This window comes from Parundibacterium terreum (genome assembly GCF_014636315.1).
Classification (GTDB): Bacteria; Pseudomonadota; Gammaproteobacteria; order Burkholderiales; family Burkholderiaceae_D; genus Undibacterium; species Undibacterium terreum.
In genome coordinates this window covers 166,985-184,890 of sequence record NZ_BMED01000001.1, presented here as the reverse complement: position 1 = coordinate 184,890, position 17,906 = coordinate 166,985, and the positions used below count along the sequence as shown (strand labels likewise).

Sequence of the window (17,906 nt, the reverse complement as noted above, 5' to 3'; positions counted from 1 at the left end):
CACCATCTAAGCCGCCGTCATTACAAACTGCCATCATTTCTGATGCATGCAAGAGCGCAGAAATAAGCGCTCCGCACATCAATTACCTCACCAATTTCAAGTCCATGAATAATATCAACCAGCAAAGACAGCAACTACGCCACCAATGCGAGCTCGTTTTCCCCGGTTTTCACACGCTCAGCCCAGCGGAAGAGTTCCGTGCGATGTCTGCATGGTGCGAGACGAACCATATTGAGCACGATATCTATGGCGAAGGCGAATTGCTCAGCAATTTTGAGCAAAAAATCGCCTCCCTGCTAGGCAAGCCGGCGGCAGTCTTCATGCCCAGCGGTGTGATGGCGCAGCTGATCGCAGTACAGCTATGGGCTGAGCGCAGCGGCCTGCCACGTTTCGGCATGCATCCTACCTCGCATCTGATAGGACACGAGGAACAGGCCTACCAGGCACTGCTGAAACTGCACGGCGTACCGGTCGGCGACAGGCTGACTCCCATACTGGCCGCCGACATCGACGCGGTCAAACAGAGCCTGGCCTGCCTGCTGGTTGAGCTGCCGATACGCCACTCAGGGGGACAGCTTCCGGATTGGGAGCAGTTGCAGGCGCTGAAGGAAAAGGCCAGGGAACGCGGTATTCCACTGCATATGGACGGCGCACGCCTGTGGGAAAGCCAGGCCTTTTATGGCAAGACGCATGCGGAAATCGCGGACGGCTTCGATTCAGTCTATGTGTCCATGTACAAGGGCATAGGCGGCATTGCCGGCGCAGTCCTGGCCGGAGACGAAGACTTCATCGCCACCGCGCGCCTGTGGCAGCGCCGCCTTGGCGGAACCCTGGTACACCAAAGCCCTATGGTCGCATCGTCCGCAATGCGCTTCGACGAGCGCCTGTCGCAAATGGAAGCCTGCCTGCAGCGAAGCCGCGCGCTGGCTGAGGGCTTGCAAAACATCCCCGGCATCAGAGTCAATCCTGCAGTGCCGCAGACCAATATGATGCATATCTATTTTGACGCACACCAGGATAAAGTCATGGCGGTCAGAGACAAGATTGCCGAAGAAGAGAAATGCTGGGTCGTCGGCACAGTGCGCCCGGCCGAAGTGCCGGGCTGGAGCGTCACCGAACTGTATGTCGGTGACAACCTGCTTGCCTTGAGCAATGAACAGGTAATTCCGTATTTTCGGCAGCTGGTGGGATAAGGTCAATGCTGACACAGGCAGGTCCTTAGCCCTGCCTGGTTTTTTGTACCCTCGCTAAGAAAACAAAGATCAGGCCTTCAGTTCAGACAAATCCGGCCTTGTTTTTGCAGATGTATTGCTATTGCCGCTGGTAATCTGATACCAATCAATTTTACGCGTGACAACCATGATCACTGCGAGGATGGCAAATAACAGCAATGAACCCATCGCAAGCGAATTGTCTTCCGAAGCCAGCAAACCGTACAGGGCGCCGTACAAGGCGGTCAGCATCGCTCCGAAACCGAAGCCACGGGCTTTACTCTGCAATACGTGGCTAAGATAGAACACCAGCAAACCTATGCAAGCAACACTGGCAATGAGGTAGGCGTACACAAAGGGAATGTGCTCCGACAAACTCAACAGCAACAAAAAGAAAATAGTCAGGCTTAAACCTACCAGCAGATACTGTATCGGGTGTATCGCCAGTTGCTTGATCAGTTCAAACATGAAGAAGCCGACAAAAGTAAGCAGCACAAACAATAAACCGTATTTGCTGGCGCGGTCCGTCTGCGTATACACATTCACCGGCTCAACCAGATTAACACTCAAAGCATCCATCATCAGCTGAGCGTTGCTGCCGTCGGCAACACCGGGCTTTGATATGACAGAAGCTCTCAAAAATTGGCGTTGGGTATTGGCGGCCAAGGCCGAAATTTCCCAGCTTGCCTGGAAGCCCTGGTCATTGACAGTGCGGGTGCGTGGCAAAAAATCTCCGGCAAATTGCGGGTGTTTCCAACTGGAAGACATAGTGAATTTGTTGCTGTCACCCAGCGGCACCAGTGAAAGACTTTCTGTGCCGGACAAATTCAATTGCAGGCTTACTTGCCCCGAAAACCGTTCGCCGGCAACCAGCGCCGGTACGCGCGCATGAATTCCGCCAAGTGCGGCATAAGCCGAGCCGTTTTTAACGTCCAGGACCTGCTGATTCAGGGTCAGGCGAGGGGAGCCCACAATACCCCGTACATCTTTGATCTGCACACTCAACATGGCAGCTCCGTAGGTACGTCCTGCAGCCTGCGGCAATATATCGCTGAAAGTAGCATTCAGCTTTCCCTGCCATTCATAGACACGTACCCTGTGCAGTCCGCGATACCTGGTTTGCGGCTCCAGCTTGCCATCCATCTGCAACTCCTTGGGAAAGAGGTAAGTCACTCCCTCGGTGCGATTGGTTCGCGTCGTCTGTTTTCCCTGGGCATCGGTATCGGTAATATTCTCCACATCGACATAAGGGGCAATCAGCACAGGGCCCGCCAGAATCTGTTCACCTGCTGAACTCGCAGCGATACTGCTGATTGCCTCTTGACGGCGCTGAACCCTCTCGTTGATGACTCCACGTATCATTTCCAGCGGGATCAGGATCGAGAAGCTCAAGCCCACTACCAATAATACTTTCCCTATAAATGCCCGATTCATGGCTATCTCCATCAAATATGAAGATTCCACTATAGATTGCCACTGTGTTAACAAGATGAAGAAACGGATGACTTTTGTGAAGCCTGTGTGAAGCGAACAATCAGGATTTCGCTGGTAAAGCCAGAGTTGCCGTAACGCCGCCGCCTTTCATATTGTTGGATAATCTAATCTGGCCTCTATGCAAATGGGCAATTTCGCGCACGAAACATAAGCCTAACCCCGTGCTTTTGGCTTGGCCATCCGGCCGAGGCAAGGAATAGAATCGCTCGAAAAGACGCGGCATCGCGTATTCGGGAATACCGCTACCGAAATCACGGATACGGATTTGCAAGATATTCTCAGAAAGCTGCAGGCCAAGCTCAATATGGGAATCCGGTGCAGAGAAAGAAATGGCATTTTCCAAAAGATTGGCGCAAGCCTGTTTTAGCAGGAATTTATCGCCCATGATGTGAATTGCCTTGTCTGGCAATTGCAGATCCAGAGATACACCGGCCTGATTCGCCCTCTGCTCCAGCAGCCCCGCGACTTCAGCCAGCATCGCTTGTATATCCACAGGTTCCGGATGTTCTACAAATTGCCGATTTTCCAGTGCAGCAAGCGCAAGCATTTTTTCTACTAGCTCAGATAGCCTCAGTGACTGTTCCTGTATATTTTTCAAAAAACGTTGCTGCACGCTGGCTGGGACACTCTCCTTGCTTTCATCTGTGAGCAGTTCTGCTGCGCCCCGTATTGCCGCCAGAGGACTCTTCAGTTCGTGGGTCAGCGTATGCATGGTATTTTCCACATACTGCTTGCCTTCCAGTTGCTGCCGCATTCCTTCCAGTTGGCGGCCCAACTCAACCACCTCTTGCGGTCCCCGCTTGGGTGGTTCAGCCCGCTCTCCCGCCGTGACCGCTCGTGCATAGCTTTGCAAATGCCCCAGAGTATTGCTGACCCACCAGGTCATCCCGCCGCCCACCAGCAAAGAAATGACGATAAGACCGACGCTCCAGCGCAGGATAATGCGCTCGCTCTTGTCCAGGGCCGGCTGCAGGCTGCTATTTGGTTTTGCTACGGTCAATACCCCGATCAACTGGTCGCCGTCCCTGATGGCAGCAGCAACGTGCATGACCGAGCTTGAATCGTCGTTCGCATTAATTTTTGTGGAGCGGGCGCCGTATTTTCCGTGCAAGGTTTGATACACGTCATTCCAGCGGGAGTAGTCCTTGCCCAGGTCCTGGCCCGCCGAGTCAAAAACAACCTTACCGCTCTTATCAGTGATATACACGCGGTAGTCCATGCTATTTTTGCGCAGGCCCCATATGCTGGCATCGATGCCGCGCTGGCTGTAACCCTTGATATGCGCGGCAAACTCACCATTTGCGATAGTATTGTTCTTCATATCCGGCACTGCCAGTTCAGCCAGAATATTGGCAGTATCGACAAGAGTGGATTCCATTGCCTGTCTGACGGCAGGTTTTACTTCCTTCAGAAATACCTGCTGAACCACGAGAGCAGCGAGACCCACAATCAGAAAATAGCCGAGAAAGACACGTAGCCCTAGTTTCATGGTCGTATTATGGCGTGATGGAATAGCCCAAGCCGCGGTGCGTGCGGATGGGATCCAATTCCGGAGCGGCACTACGCAGTTTGGCTCTCAGGGTCTTGATGTGAGTATCGACAGTGCGATCTGCGCTGTCCAGCGCATCTTGCCAGACCTTTTCCATTAGTTGGGCCCGCGACAGGATGGCTCCCGGCCTTTCCAGCATCGCCTTCAACAATTGATATTCATACCGAGTCAGGTCGAGGACTTTCCCTGCACAAGAGATGCGCATGGCATCCGCGTCAAATTCAAATGCACCCAGCTTAATGCTGTTGACGGAGCTTGCAAGAACAGAAACGGGCAGGGATTCCGCCTGCAACTGCCGCACTGTTCGGCGTAAAACTACCCGTACCCGCGCCGTAAGCTCTCGGGGAGAGAACGGCTTGACGATATAGTCATCCGCGCCCATTTCCAAACCTGCAACCCGATCTATCTCATGATTGCGCGCAGTCAAGAAGATAACGGGAGCCTGGGTGATGCCGCGCAATTTTCGGCAAAGATCAAAACCATTGGCATCCGGCAAGCCGATATCCAGCAATATCAAGTCCGGCTGCTGGGCCGAAAGGGCAGCCAGCGCGTCACGCCCGAGATGGCAGTGGCGTACCGCAAAGCCTTCTCTTTCCAGGGCGTAGATCACTGTGTCGGCAATGGCTTGCTCATCCTCAACCAGCAATATGAGCGCAGCGGCATCATTTCGGGAAGGCGGCGGCTGTTCATTCATCATGATTTGTCAGGAAGAGTCTCGCACAAAATTATGGCAACAGCGCCATCAGCATTTTTTTAAATTCGTTCGATGAGCAAAGTTGTATATGGACCTGTTGAGTGCCATGCCATTGGGCAAAGCTGGTCAATGCCGCCGCGATATCGGTTGCCAATGCCTGGCTGACTCGGACGCCCGGCTCCAGATGCAAGCTCTTGACCTCGAATATGCCGTCTTTGCGATGCGCCTTTGCGTCCAGGCGGCCAACCAGCAGTCCTTTACGCAAGATAGGCAAGCTAAAGTAACCATAGCGCCGCTTGGCTTCAGGCGTGTAGCACTCCAGCTTGTAGTCAAAATCGAATAGCTCTATCGCACGTTTCCTGTCCCAGACCACAGGGTCAAAAGGGGACAAGATGCGGGTCGCGGTAGCTTTCAATTTTCCTTGTACAGCCATCTCCAGCAGGTCAGTGTGATCCGGATGTACGTAAGCCGGCTTGTCCCAGCCATCCACTTGCACTGTCAGCAGCAAGCCTTGCTCCGCCAGTGCGGCGGCCTGGATGCTGGGATCGAGCTTGCCCATGCGAAAATAATCGGCGATCCAGTTCGCCTTGGCGATGCCCAGTGCACGAACGGCTTTCAACACCTGTTCACGCTGGCCATCCAACTGCGGACGCAGGTCACGCTTGTCTTTCCAGGCCGGGTGAACACGCTCGCGCAAATCGTAGATACGCTGAAAATTATGCCTGCGCGCCACCATCAGTTCGCCGGTAGTAAACAACACCTCCAGCGAGCGTTTTTCTGGCTTCCACTCCCACCAGCCGCCGGCTTTACCATCCTTGCGCTCAAAATCAGCAGAGCGGGCCGCGCCATTTTGCTTGATATGCTTGCGTATCTGCTCGACAGAATCAGCATTATCAGCCAACCATTTGTGATTGTATTTCCAGCCCAGCCCTTGCGGCGAAATCATCTGATGCCGATACAGGCCGTAGTCCTCTATCGGCAAAAAGCAGGCTTCGTGCGCCCAATATTCAAAGAGGGCGCCATCCGCCAGCAACTCATCCAGCCACTCCTGACGATAATCGCCCAGCCGGCTCCACAACACCAGATAGGGGCTGCGGGCGACGACATTGATAGTATCAATCTGCAGCACCGACATATTGCGTATACTGGCGAGCACTTTTTCCTTGCTGGCCTTGCCGCGCGGAGGTGCCAGCAAACCCTGCGCGGCAAGGTGCAGCGCGCGCGCAGAGGCAAGGGATAGCGACGTCATGGGCGGATTAAGTTGAGCGTTTTCCACATCTTGGCCAAGAAATGCTTAGACCGAAGGTTTGGCAGCAGAATGCGGCCAGGACGAGCGCAGCAAACCCATCATCAGGGAATCCGATATTTCGCCGTTCACCAGCCAGCGTTCCTTCAACAAGCCTTCCCGTTGAAATCCCAGTCTTTCCAGCGACGCTATGGATGCAGCATTGCGGGGATCAATGTCCGCTTCTATGCGGCGCAAGCCCATGACTTCAAATGCATAACCCAATATAGCGGCCAGAGCCTCCTGCATATAGCCTTGCCCCCACATTTCGCGGTTCAGGATATAGCCTATGTCTGCGCGCAGGTTATTTAAATCGATTGCGTACATGCTGCATACGCCGATGACCTGATCATCTTCACTTCCACGACGCACCAGTCCCCATCTCAGCTGGGACTTGTCTGCAAAGGCCTGATCCGTTTTCTCAAAATAGGATTGCAGTTCTTCCGGAGAGGAATACGGCCCGCGCGACCAGTAGCGCATGGTTTGCACGTCGCCAAAGATCGCAAACAGTGCATCAATGTCGCTTTTGTCAATAGCGCGCAATTCCAGGCGCTCTGTCTGCAAGCGGGGAAGTACGAACGGAAATGTCCGCATAATAAAGTGTCCAATAAAAAAACGGGCGCTGCAAATGCGCGCCCGATTCTGATTCAGTGAATTTAGAAGTGTTTCAGCCCGATTGCGGCTTTGACTTCATCGGTAGTCCGCGCAGCAATTTCACGCGCTCTTTCAGTGCCTTGCTTCAGCATCTGCAAGACCTGGCCGCGATCCTTTTCGTATTCCTGGCGGCGTTCGCGTATCGGCGCCAGCATGTCCTGCAAGATGCCTTCCAGCCTTTTTTTCACCATGCCGTCGCCCAGGCCGCCACGCACATAATGTTCCTTCATCGCCTGCAGGCCTTCCTTGTCGGTATCGAAGGCATCCAGGTAGATGAACGCGACATTGCCTTCCAGGTGGCCTGGATCTTCTACGCGCAAATGCAGTGGATCGGTATAAACCATCTTGACCGCAGCCTTGATCTCGGCCGACGTTGCGCCCAGGTTGATTGTGTTGCCCAGGGACTTGCTCATCTTGGCCTTGCCGTCGATGCCGGGCAAGCGACCGATTTCCGGGACCAGAGCCTGTGCTTCGACCAGGATATCGCGCTTGGCCAGGCGGTTGAAGCGGCGCACGATTTCATTCGTCTGTTCTATCATCGGAATCTGGTCTTCGCCGACCGGCACCAGGCTAGCCTTGAAAGCGGTGATATCGGCTGCCTGGCTTACGGGATACGTGAGGAAACCTGCCGGAATATCCCTTTCAAAATTGCGTAGCAGGATTTCCTGCTTGATGGTCGGATTGCGCTCCAGGCGAGCAACTGTCACCAGATTCAGGTAATAGAAGGTCAGTTCCGTCAGTTCAGGAATCTGCGACTGGATGAAGATCGTCGATTGAGCCGGATCTATCCCCACTGCGAGGTAATCCAATGCCACTTCCAGCACATTGTTATGTACTTTGGCAGGGTCATCCATATTATCTGTCAGCGCCTGGGCGTCAGCCAGCATGATGAACTGCTTGTATTGGCTCTGGTATTTGACGCGATTGCGCAAGCTGCCGACAAAGTGCCCCAGATGCAATGGTCCGGTAGGGCGGTCGCCAGTCAGGATCAGGTGGTTCTTGTCGCTGGGGACATTGCTGGCTGCGTTGCCGGTTGCATTGCTGCCTGCATTGCTCGCAGTATTCGCTGGAGTAGTCTGTTCACTCATGTTGTTTCCTGTGATGCTGCTGTTCAATGATCTTGATGTTGATCGTGTATGTCTTCGCGCATAAAAAATGCCGCTCGGGAACGGCGGCATTTTTATGAAATGAAATCTGGAGAAATCGCGATTCGTCTGCCGTCCGGTTTTATACCAGGCGCCAATATACGGCTTGCAAAATCGAAAATTTGGTCTTGGTCGCGGAGTTCATCCCGTCATCATGCCTTTTTGCTTGCTCGGTTGTCAAGTTGAATGCCCATTCATTCTACGCAAGCCGCCTCCCTTTATTCATTTAGTTAACAGCTTGATATCCGGTTTCGGCATGTGCATAGCCGAAAACATTCGTTTGTCGGGCATTGGGCTGTCCGTATCATCGGCACCAGTGTTTCAGCATTCATAAGCAAAGCGATCCGGCTTCAACAGAGTCTCCAAAGATCATTTCAAAATCGACCAAGGAAAAGCATTTCATGAGTATCCGTCATCAAAGAAAACCTGCAGGAAAAAATTATCCGCTATCGCTGTTAGCCGTCGCCATCGCCTCTACGTTAGGTATTCAGCAAGCGGCGTGGGCTCAGGAATCCGATAAAAATCAAGGTGATACCGTGATAGTGACCGGCACGCGCACCGTCAAACGTACCGTTTCGGATTCCGAGGCGCCAATTGATGTGCTGACCAGCAAAGACCTGCAGAGCACCGGCTCCAGTGAGCTTGCGACCGTACTGAGCCGCTTGCTGCCTTCGCTTAACTTTCCCCGTCCCGCGGTTGCAGATGCCTCTTCCGCAGTCCGAACTGCCCAGCTACGCGGATTATCGCCCGACCAGACCCTGGTGCTGGTCAACGGCAAACGCTGGCACACCACCGCCGTCGTTAATGTCAGCGGTGCCGCTGGCCGTGGATCTGCTCCGGCAGATTTGAACACGATTCCACTCGCAGCGATCGACAGGATAGAAGTATTGCGCGACGGTGCGGCCGCCCAGTATGGATCTGATGCGATTGCCGGCGTCATCAATATCATCTTGAAGAAGGGTACCTCCGGAGGAGAAATCCAGGGTAGCCTGGGACAATACGACAAGGGGGATGGCGCGCAAGGCAGCCTGAGTGCCAATTTTGGGGTTGCCCTCACCGACAAAGGATGGCTGCGCTTCACGCTGGAACAGCGCAATCAGGAACAAACCAATCGGGCCGGCGCCGACTTCCGCAACAAAGCCGAGCCTTTATATGGCCTGGTAACGCAGGTGCAGGGCGATCCCAAATCAAGGCAAACCAGCTTTGGACTAAATGGCGCCTTGCAATTAACGGATGATGTGGAATTGTATGGTTTCGCCAATGCCAGCCGCAGAAACAGCGACGTTGCCGCTACATGGCGCACCGCTTATACAACGACAACCGGCACCACGCTGCGCTCCAGCCTGTATCCGCAGGGTTTTCTTCCTGTAGAGCAAAGCACTAGCGACGATGTGAATATCGTCGCTGGCGTACGGGGCAGGGCTGACGGCTGGCGCTGGGATGCCAGCGTCAACTATGGCTCCAATACGTTTGACCTGAACATCGCCAACACCGTCAATCTGAGCCTGGGCGCTACCAGTCCTACCCGCTTTCATGATGGAAAACTGAAAAATTCTCAAACTCTGCTCAATTTTGATGCCGCCAAGGAGTTTGATTTTGCCTGGTTGCCGGCGCCGGTGACTTTGGCCCTGGGTGCGGAGGCCAAGCGCGAGAAATATGAAATCAGCGCCGGGGAGGCAGCTTCTTACTCTGGCTCGGGCGCGCAGGGTTTTTCCGGCTTCCAGCCTAGCAACGCCGGCAGCAATGACAGGCATAGCACGGCAATTTACGCCAGCCTGGAAACTGAATTCAGCAAGCAGCTCAGCGCTTCTTTTGCCTTGCGGACTGAAAATTACAGCGACTTCGACAGTGTGACCTCCGGCAAGCTGTCTGCCCGCTATGAAGTCAATAAGGCACTCGCGTTCCGCGCGGCTGTTTCTACGGGATTCCGCGCGCCTTCGCTGGCACAGCAGAATTACACGATTACCACCACCAATATCCTGACTTTGCCTAATGTAGGCCAGCAATTGATCGATACCGGCACTTTCGGTGTCAACACCGCAGCGGCAAAAGCGCTTGGGGCCAAGCCGCTGGAAGCTGAAAAATCACACAATTACAGTGTCGGCGCAGTCATCCAGCCTATACAAAATTTCTCCACCAGCGTGGACCTGTACCAGATTAACATCGACAACCGGATTCTCTATTCCGGCAATCTGGTTCTGCCTGCTTCGTTGCAAGCAACGCTGGCGAGCCAGGGAGTCTTGGTCGGCGCGGCGCGCTACTTCACCAATGCACTGGACACCCGCACGCGCGGTGTCGATATTGTCAGTACCTACCAGTTCAAACTATCCAATGCCGACCGGCTGGCGCTGACTTTGGGCTACAACTATAACGACACCAGTGTCAGCAGCATCGCGGCAAATCCTGCCGTGCTGACGCAAAACAAGCTGACACTCATAGACCGGCAGACTATTAACCGGGCCACTGTCGCTGCTCCCAAAGACAAGTTGAGCCTGGGAGCAGACTATGCTTTCAGCAATTGGGGCGTGCATGGTCTCGCAACGCGTTATGGCAAGTTCACCTCGCCGCAGAACGATCCGACCATAGACCAAACCTTCAGCGCCAACTGGGTGCTGGATGCGTCGGCAAATTATCGTTTCGGCAAATGGACCTTGACCGCTGGCGTAGATAACCTGACCGACAAATATCCCGACAAATTGATTGCTGCCAACAGCCTTTCCGGAACACTGCCTTACAGCACATTTTCACCATATGGGTTTAATGGCCGCTATTACTATGCAAAAGCCGCCTACACGTGGTAACTGGATGAACATCTCCAAACCATCCTGTCATTGCTGTCCGAGAGAGAAACAATGCGGCGCTTGACTACCAAAAAGTTCTTGAATGGCCACCTGATGCACTACACAGTGGATGGTCACGGGCCGTGGCTGGTCCTGATCCATTCACTGGCGACAGACATGACAGTCTGGACGTCCCATGCGAAACAACTGGCAAAACGTTTCAGGGTCCTGCGTTACGACATCCGGGGGCATGGGAAGAGCGGCAATTATGCTCCCATGAACGCCGACAGCTACACGGTGGATTTACTCGCCGGGGATCTGCTCGCAATCATGGATGCGCTGCATATTGGCAGTGCGCATATAGTAGGGATATCTCTAGGCGGCATGATCAGCCAATCGTTCGCCTTGAAATACCCGCAAAGACTGAACTCGCTGACCCTGGTCAGCACGACAGGATCCGTGCATGACCTGCAACAATGGGACGACAGGATTGCGGCGGCTGAGGCACAGGATATGGAAGGGCTTGTGGACGGTTTCCTGACAACATGGTTTACACCGGATTTCCGGAAACGCCACCCTGAGCCCATGTCCCGCATCAGCCGTTTGATCAAAAGCACGGACAAACTGGGCTTTATCCGGGCCTGCCGGGCAATCCGAAGCATGGATCTGGCCCCAAGGCCTGGCAAGGTCAAAGTGCCCGCGCTATTTATCGCAGGCAAAGACGATCCGCAGCGCCATGCAATAGAAGAACATTCGTTCGGCCTGACCGGCGCGGACAAGGTGGAATTTATCAGTTTGCCCAACGCCGCCCAATGGGCTCCATTGGAACAGGCAGATGCTTTCCAGTATTGCCTCAATAATTTTTTGCAAAGCGCCCTGGTCAGGAAGGCTTATTGATTCAATTCCTCTCGCTGCAATACACCTGGGCGCGTTGCACCTCTGCACGCATGATAAAATCTGCTTTGACTGGCTGCCATAGAGCGCAATAAGCGCAAAACAGCCGCATTTCATATCAGCAGAGAGACAGTTTTGAACGCATCCGCTCCAAACAAATTAATTATCGCCTCCCGCGAAAGCCGCCTTGCCATGTGGCAGGCAGAGCATGTCAGGGACAAACTTGCTACACTTTATCCCGCATGCCATATCGAAATTCTTGGCATGACCACCCGCGGCGACCAGATACTGGATAAAGCGCTGTCCAAAGTGGGCGGCAAGGGCCTATTTGTCAAAGAGCTGGAAACGGCCATGGCGGAAGGGCGTGCCGATCTGGCCGTACACTCGCTGAAAGACGTTCCTATGGACTTGCCGGAAGGCTTCGCGCTGGCCGCTGTGCTGGAACGCGAAGATCCGCGCGACGCCTTTGTTTCCAATGACTTTTCCGGACTGGATGAATTGCCGGACGGAGCCGTGGTGGGTACCAGTAGCCTGCGCAGGCAGGCACTTATCGCGGCGCGCTATCCCAAGCTTGTGATTCGGCCTTTAAGGGGCAATCTGGATACGCGTCTCAGGAAGCTGGACCAGGGCGACTACGCGGCCATCATCCTTGCCGCTGCCGGCCTGAAACGCCTGGGCCTCCCGGAAAGAATCCGCGCTTATCTGGAGCCAGAACAAAGCTTGCCGGCTGCCGGGCAGGGTGCGATGGCAATCGAAATTCCCGCCGGCAGGCCGGAACTTCTGGCGTGGCTGGCGCCGCTAAATCATGAAGCAACGGACCAGGCCGTGAGCGCTGAGCGCACCGTCTCGAAAGCCTTCGGAGGCAGTTGCCAGATTCCGCTGGCGGCATTCGCTACGATAGAACAAGGGCAGATGCATTTGCGCGCAATGGTTGCAACGCCGGACGGCAAGCGCATTGCAAAAGCCGAGGTCACTGGCGCGGCCAATGACCCGCTCGGATTAGGGGAGCAGGTTGCGGCCGCCTTGTCGAACCAGGATGCTGATGGGATATTGGCCGCTTGCAAGGCAGAGGCTGCCGAGGCCGCCGATTGAACGCTTAGTGTGTATCGTTAATCGTTTCGAGCAAGCTGACACCGGATTAATGCAAGGCCACCATGAACAAGCGCGATAAAGCCGTCGTTATTACACGGCCGGCCAGTCAGGCTGCGCCGCTAGCGCAGAAAATTGCAGCAATGGGCCGCATTGCGGAAGAGTTTCCCTTGCTGGAAATACATCCACTGGCCGACAGTAGTGCGCTGGATGCTGTATTGGTAACGCTGGATCAATATGCGCTGGTCGCCTTTGTCAGCCCGAATGCCATCGATGCAGTCTTTTCCCGCATCAAAAGCTGGCCGGCGGGCACCAGCATAGGAGTAATGGGCGCAGGCAGCAGGGCGGCATTGGCTGTCCATGGCCTCACCGACACCAATGCCAGGATATACAGCCCCGTTGATGCAGAGCGCACCGACTCGGAAACCCTGCTCGAAGTGCTGGATCTGCCAACGCTGCAGGCGGGCAAGGTCTTGATCATACGGGGAGAAAGCGGTCGCGAACTGCTGGCGGATGCACTCAGGGAGCAGGGCATACCTGTCAGCCAGGTGGCGGCCTATCGCCGGGTGGCTCCGAAGTTTACTGCAGCACGCCAGCAACGCTTATTATCAATGCTGTCCACAGAAAATGACTGGATCGTGACCAGCTCTGAAGCCCTGCGCACGCTGCTGGCATGGGCAAAAAAATTAGCCGAAGAGCAGCGCGGGGATGACGCCGTGGCAAAAATGCAACAGCAGCATTTGATCGTCCCCCATATCCGCATTGCAGAAACCGCACAGTCCCTGGGCTTCCAATCAATTACATTGACAGCTTCAGGCGACGAAAACCTGCTTGTCGCGTTACAATCTTGCCTATGACTGAACAGCAATCACCCCCCGGCACCGTATCAACGGTCAATTCGACAGAAATTCCCGTCCAGCAGACCGTTCCTCCTGCTTACTCCGTGCCTACCCCAAAAGCACCGCTGATCCTGCCTGCCTATGCCTTATCAGGCGTATTGGCCATATTGCTGGGCGCAAGCTGGTGGTATTCGCATTCGCAAATCAGCAGTTTGCGCGAAGAGGTCGCTCGTCGCCTGCAAAGTGCAGATACAGCCAGCAGCGAAACCAAGATACTGGCCAAGACCGTGCAGGAAAGCACCAAGGAAATCCAGGCCAAGGTCATCCTACTGGAAGGCAAGCAACAGGAGGCCACCAGCCAGCAACTGGCGCTGGAACAACTGTATCAGGAGCTGTCCCGCAACCGGGATGACTGGGCTCTGGCGGAAATAGAACAGGTGTTGTCCACTGCCAGCCAGCAATTGCAGTTGGCAGGCAATGTGCAGGGTGCACTGATTGCCCTACAAAATGCCGATAGCCGTCTGGCAAAATCGGATAAACCGCAATTCATCGTCATGCGGCGCGCAATTGCCAAGGATATTGAAAGGCTGAAAGCCTTGCCGGCGCTGGATTTGACCGGCATTGCGCTGCGTCTGGACAGTGTCATCACCCAGGTAGACCATATCCCGCTGTGGTCGGATGAAAAATCGGTCGTCAGCGCCACGCCGCCGAAGGCGCCGCTGCGCGTGCTGCCGAAGTCCAACCCTAATGCAAAAAGCAGCAAGAACACCAAAAACCCAACACCGGAAGACATCCCGGAAAATACCTGGTCCATGCGCGCGCAAGATGCGTGGCAGAGTTTTTACACTGAAATGTTGGGCGAAGTCAGGCAACTGGTGCGCGTTCGCAACGTAGAAACGCCGGACGCCTTGTTGCTGACTCCCAGCCAAGGCTATTTTGCACGCGAGAACCTGAAGCTGCGCTTGCTGAATGCACGCCTGGCGCTGTTATCGCGCAATGAGAGCACCTTCCGCAGCGACATGATTGCGGCCCAGGATGCCATCAACAAATACTTTGACACCAGAGCAAAGCAAACCCAGATGGTGCAAGCCTTGCTGAGGCAGGTACAGAGCAGCAACCTGTCCATAGAAATGCCTACGCTATCGGACAGCCTGAATGCCGTTCGCAACTACAAAGTGAAGCCATAAGCATGCGTTTATTTATTCGGCTTCTGATTATCTTTGCGCTGGCGGTGGGATTGGCGATGGGTACGCGCTATAACCCCGGCAACGTGGTACTGTTTTATCCGCCTTACAGGCTGGACCTGTCGCTCAACTTCTTCCTGTTCCTGGCGCTGGTGTTGTTCGTGCTGGCCTACCTGTTTATCCGGGCCATTGTCACCACGCAAAAAATGCCGCGCAAGGTCGCTGCATACAGACAAAACAAGCGCGAGCGCGATGGCAACAAGGCATTGAGAGAAGCCTTGAAGTCATTGTTTGAAGGCCGCTTCGGCCATGCCGAGAAAGCTGCATTGCGTGCGACCGAATTGCCCGAAAATGCCGGCGTCGCCTCATTGATAGGCGCACGCGCGGCGCATCACATGAGCCAGTTCGAACGCCGCGACTCCTGGTTTGCCAGCATAGAACATGATCCGCTGCATAAAACCGCACGGCTGGTCAGCATGACGGAATTGCTGGTGGACGAGCATAAATCCGACCAGGCTCTGGAGGCCGTCAAGGAACTGAACGCAAGCGGCACTCGCCATATACAAGTACTGCGCTGGGCCTTGAAAGCCAACCAGCAGGCAAAAAGATGGCCGGAAGTGTTGAAACTGGTGCGCACGCTGGACAAGCATAAGGCATTGCATCCGGCACTATCGAACCGCCTGCGCGAATTGGCCTATGAAGACATGTTGAAAGAACATGGGCACGATGCAGAATCAGTGCGCCGGGTATGGTATGAAATACCGGCGGCCGACCGCAAGATTGCTTTTGTCGCCTATTGTGCAGCAATCGCATTCAATGACAGAGGTCTGCATGACGAAGCGCGCAGCGTGGTGGAAAAAGCACTGGCTGAAGAATGGGATACCCGTTTGTTGCGCGCCTATCGCGGCGCAGCGGCCTCGGAAGGCTCTGCCGCCTTGCTGGCCCAGATAGAGAATTGCGAACAATGGGCGCAGAACCGGCCTACCGACCCCGAGTTGGCACTGACGCTGGGCGTCCTGTGCTTCAAGCAAAAACTGTGGGGTAAAGCGCAAAGGCATATGGAGCAAGCACTATCCGATGCATTGGAACCTCGCACCGTGCGCGAGGCCAATTTGAAGCTGGCGCAGATGCATGAGGCGCTGGGACAAGCAGAAGAAGCGGCCTTCCATTATCGTCAGTGCGCTGTCGCAACGACTTTGTAGTCTCCTCCAAGAACCGCTTATTTCATCAGTATGCGCTGTAAAAACTGATGAAATAAGCAAGTCTTCCCCTATTGCAATGCACAATCCCCAAGTGAAAACGGCTATAATTTAGCCCACTAAATTCCGTTCTCCATTTTGAAAGAGCAACATGAGCTTGAATAACGTTCCTGCCGGCCGCGACCTGCCAGTTGATTTCAATGTCGTTATTGAAATCCCTATGAATGCCGATCCGATCAAATATGAAGTTGACAAGGAAACTGGCGCGATCTTCGTTGATCGTTTCATGGGTACAGCAATGCATTATCCGTGCAACTACGGCTATGTGCCGCAAACCATAGCAGGCGACGGCGATCCGGTGGACGTGCTGGTCATTACACCGTTCCCGCTGATCCCAGGCGTTGTGGTCCGCTGCCGTCCTATCGGCGTGCTGAAGATGACTGACGAAGCCGGCAACGACGCCAAAGTATTGGCGGTGCCTGTCGACAAAATCCTGCCTATCTATACCCACTGGCAAAAACCGGAAGACATGAACGAACTGCGCCTGCGCCAGATCCAGCATTTCTTTGAACACTACAAAGATCTGGAAAAAGGCAAATGGGTCAAAATCGAAGGCTGGGGCGGCCCTGAGGAAGCCAAGGATGAAATTCTGGCTGGCGTAGAAAACTACAAAAAGACTCCGGCTTAAGCCTCAATAGGCTCAGCAGTCTGAAATAAGAAAGGCACAAGAAATTGTGCCTTTTTGTTTTTTTCAGATCTCTTTTTGGGCAAGCTCAGTGAGGGACAATCTTTAACCAAAAATTGGCCGTCACCGCCAGCACAGCGACAACCACTGCGGCACAACTCAGCCAGAACAGGGTGCCGCGTTCCGGTGCTTGCTCCTGTATATCCGTCGCAAGGCTGTCAGATGGGCGGCCACGTTTTCTCTTCAGGCGCTTGTCCCGCTCCAGAAACTTATCCAGCGCCTCTCCCATTTCTGCAGCACTGGCATAACGATCCGCCGGGTCTTTCTGCATCGCCTTCATGACAATATTGGATAGCGCAACCGGTATGTTCGAGCTCAGCTCGGAAGGAAATTTTGGCGTTTTATGCGCGATCTGCTGTAGCAACTTATCAATATTCTGTCCCTGAAACGGCTTTTGCTGCGTCAGCATTTCATACATGACCGCGCCCAGCGAATATACATCCGTCGCGGCAGTAACCTGCTGTCCAAGTGCCTGCTCTGGCGACATATAGTTAGGCGTGCCGAGGATATTGTTGTTAAAAAGGGTCTGCTCGGGATTAGCCTGGTCGGACAGGATGCGGTTCGGTGCCCGCGCGATACCAAAATCCACGACCTTGGGCTGGTTATTCGGCAGGATGAAAATATTGGCAGGCTTGATATCCCGATGAATCACGCCATTTTCATGCGCATAGGCCAACGCACCGGCGACCTTGCTGACGATATTGGCCGTCTCCAGGCTCTCAAAACGGCGCCCGCTTGCCAGTGCTTCACGTAAATCCTGCCCCTGCAGGAACTCCATCGCAATAAAAGTCGTTCCGCCTTCACTGGAGGCGTCATAGATCGTCACGATATTCGGATGGGAAAGGCGGCCTGCGGCACGCGCCTCATTGATAAACTGCTGTTCACGCTGTTTTTTTTCGGCAAGCCCGGGTGTGCTGGTCAGGCTCAGCGTCTTGATCGCGACATCTCGGTCGATCACCGGATCGTGTCCAAGAAACACTGCGCCGTTAGAGCCCTTGCCAAGTTCGCTGGTCAGGTAAAACCTGCCGACCCGGCGCTTGGTCAAGCCAGGGGAGGTAGGTATTGTAGGCGGAGTGGTATTTTGCATATCGTGACAGGATGCCTTGCCTTGATGATAATTTCAAGTTTTTCCGTGCATCAAAGC

Annotated in this window: 15 protein-coding genes; 8 read left to right on the top strand and 7 right to left on the bottom strand. The window is 54.3% G+C overall.

Annotated elements, in window-relative coordinates; genetic code table 11:
• The first annotated feature begins 104 nt into the window (after window positions 1–104).
• Window positions 105–1,193, top strand: coding sequence for a threonine aldolase family protein (locus IEW12_RS00825; protein WP_188564109.1), 1,089 nt, complete (start codon window positions 105–107; stop codon window positions 1,191–1,193).
• Window positions 1,194–1,262: 69 nt separating this feature from the next.
• On the opposite strand, the gene creD is transcribed toward IEW12_RS00825, so the two are convergent.
• The 6 genes from creD to trpS form a co-directional block, all read right to left on the bottom strand.
• Window positions 1,263–2,645, bottom strand: coding sequence for a cell envelope integrity protein CreD (gene creD, locus IEW12_RS00820; protein ID WP_188564108.1), 1,383 nt, complete (start codon window positions 2,643–2,645; stop codon window positions 1,263–1,265).
• A gap of 100 nt (window positions 2,646–2,745) precedes the next feature.
• Window positions 2,746–4,194 (bottom strand): two-component system sensor histidine kinase CreC, encoded by a 1,449-nt coding sequence (creC, locus tag IEW12_RS00815; protein ID WP_188564107.1) that lies wholly within the window; start codon window positions 4,192–4,194, stop codon window positions 2,746–2,748.
• A 7-nt stretch (window positions 4,195–4,201) separates the two neighbouring features.
• Complete coding sequence (gene creB / locus IEW12_RS00810; protein WP_308789102.1) at window positions 4,202–4,951, bottom strand: two-component system response regulator CreB; 750 nt, start codon at window positions 4,949–4,951, stop codon at window positions 4,202–4,204.
• Window positions 4,952–4,979: 28 nt separating this feature from the next.
• Window positions 4,980–6,197, bottom strand: a complete 1,218-nt coding sequence (locus IEW12_RS00805; RefSeq protein ID WP_188564106.1) for a winged helix-turn-helix domain-containing protein — start codon at window positions 6,195–6,197, stop codon at window positions 4,980–4,982.
• 45 nt (window positions 6,198–6,242) lie between these two features.
• Window positions 6,243–6,827 (bottom strand): GNAT family N-acetyltransferase, encoded by a 585-nt coding sequence (locus IEW12_RS00800; RefSeq protein ID WP_188564105.1) that lies wholly within the window; start codon window positions 6,825–6,827, stop codon window positions 6,243–6,245.
• Between the two features lie 62 nt (window positions 6,828–6,889).
• A complete protein-coding gene (gene trpS, locus IEW12_RS00795) occupies window positions 6,890–7,975 on the bottom strand; it encodes a tryptophan--tRNA ligase (RefSeq protein ID WP_188564104.1) in 1,086 nt (361 codons plus the stop codon).
• 458 nt (window positions 7,976–8,433) lie between these two features.
• On the opposite strand from trpS, the gene IEW12_RS00790 reads away from it, so the two are divergent.
• From IEW12_RS00790 to ppa, 7 genes are all read left to right on the top strand, one after another.
• Window positions 8,434–10,833, top strand: a complete 2,400-nt coding sequence (locus IEW12_RS00790; protein ID WP_188564103.1) for a TonB-dependent receptor plug domain-containing protein — start codon at window positions 8,434–8,436, stop codon at window positions 10,831–10,833.
• Between the two features lie 60 nt (window positions 10,834–10,893).
• Window positions 10,894–11,709 (top strand): alpha/beta fold hydrolase, encoded by an 816-nt coding sequence (locus tag IEW12_RS00785; protein ID WP_188564102.1) that lies wholly within the window; start codon window positions 10,894–10,896, stop codon window positions 11,707–11,709.
• A 132-nt stretch (window positions 11,710–11,841) separates the two neighbouring features.
• Complete coding sequence (hemC, locus tag IEW12_RS00780) at window positions 11,842–12,798, top strand: hydroxymethylbilane synthase (protein WP_188564101.1); 957 nt, start codon at window positions 11,842–11,844, stop codon at window positions 12,796–12,798.
• Window positions 12,799–12,860: 62 nt separating this feature from the next.
• The gene (locus IEW12_RS00775) at window positions 12,861–13,652 is read left to right on the top strand and encodes a uroporphyrinogen-III synthase (RefSeq protein ID WP_188564100.1); all 792 of its coding nucleotides are present in this window, start codon (window positions 12,861–12,863) and stop codon (window positions 13,650–13,652) included.
• Entirely contained in the window at window positions 13,649–14,821 is a 1,173-nt protein-coding gene (locus tag IEW12_RS00770; RefSeq protein WP_188564099.1) for a uroporphyrinogen-III C-methyltransferase, read from the top strand. The genes IEW12_RS00775 and IEW12_RS00770 overlap by 4 nt, the downstream gene beginning before the upstream one ends.
• 2 nt (window positions 14,822–14,823) lie before the next feature.
• Window positions 14,824–16,020: a heme biosynthesis HemY N-terminal domain-containing protein gene (locus tag IEW12_RS00765; RefSeq protein ID WP_188564098.1), complete on the top strand. Its 1,197-nt coding sequence runs from the start codon at window positions 14,824–14,826 to the stop codon at window positions 16,018–16,020.
• 148 nt (window positions 16,021–16,168) lie between these two features.
• Window positions 16,169–16,705, top strand: coding sequence for an inorganic diphosphatase (ppa, locus tag IEW12_RS00760; protein WP_188564097.1), 537 nt, complete (start codon window positions 16,169–16,171; stop codon window positions 16,703–16,705).
• A gap of 85 nt (window positions 16,706–16,790) precedes the next feature.
• Here ppa and IEW12_RS00755 read toward each other — a convergent pair whose 3' ends face one another.
• A complete protein-coding gene (locus IEW12_RS00755; protein ID WP_188564096.1) occupies window positions 16,791–17,849 on the bottom strand; it encodes a serine/threonine protein kinase in 1,059 nt (352 codons plus the stop codon).
• Window positions 17,850–17,906: the final 57 nt, after the last annotated feature.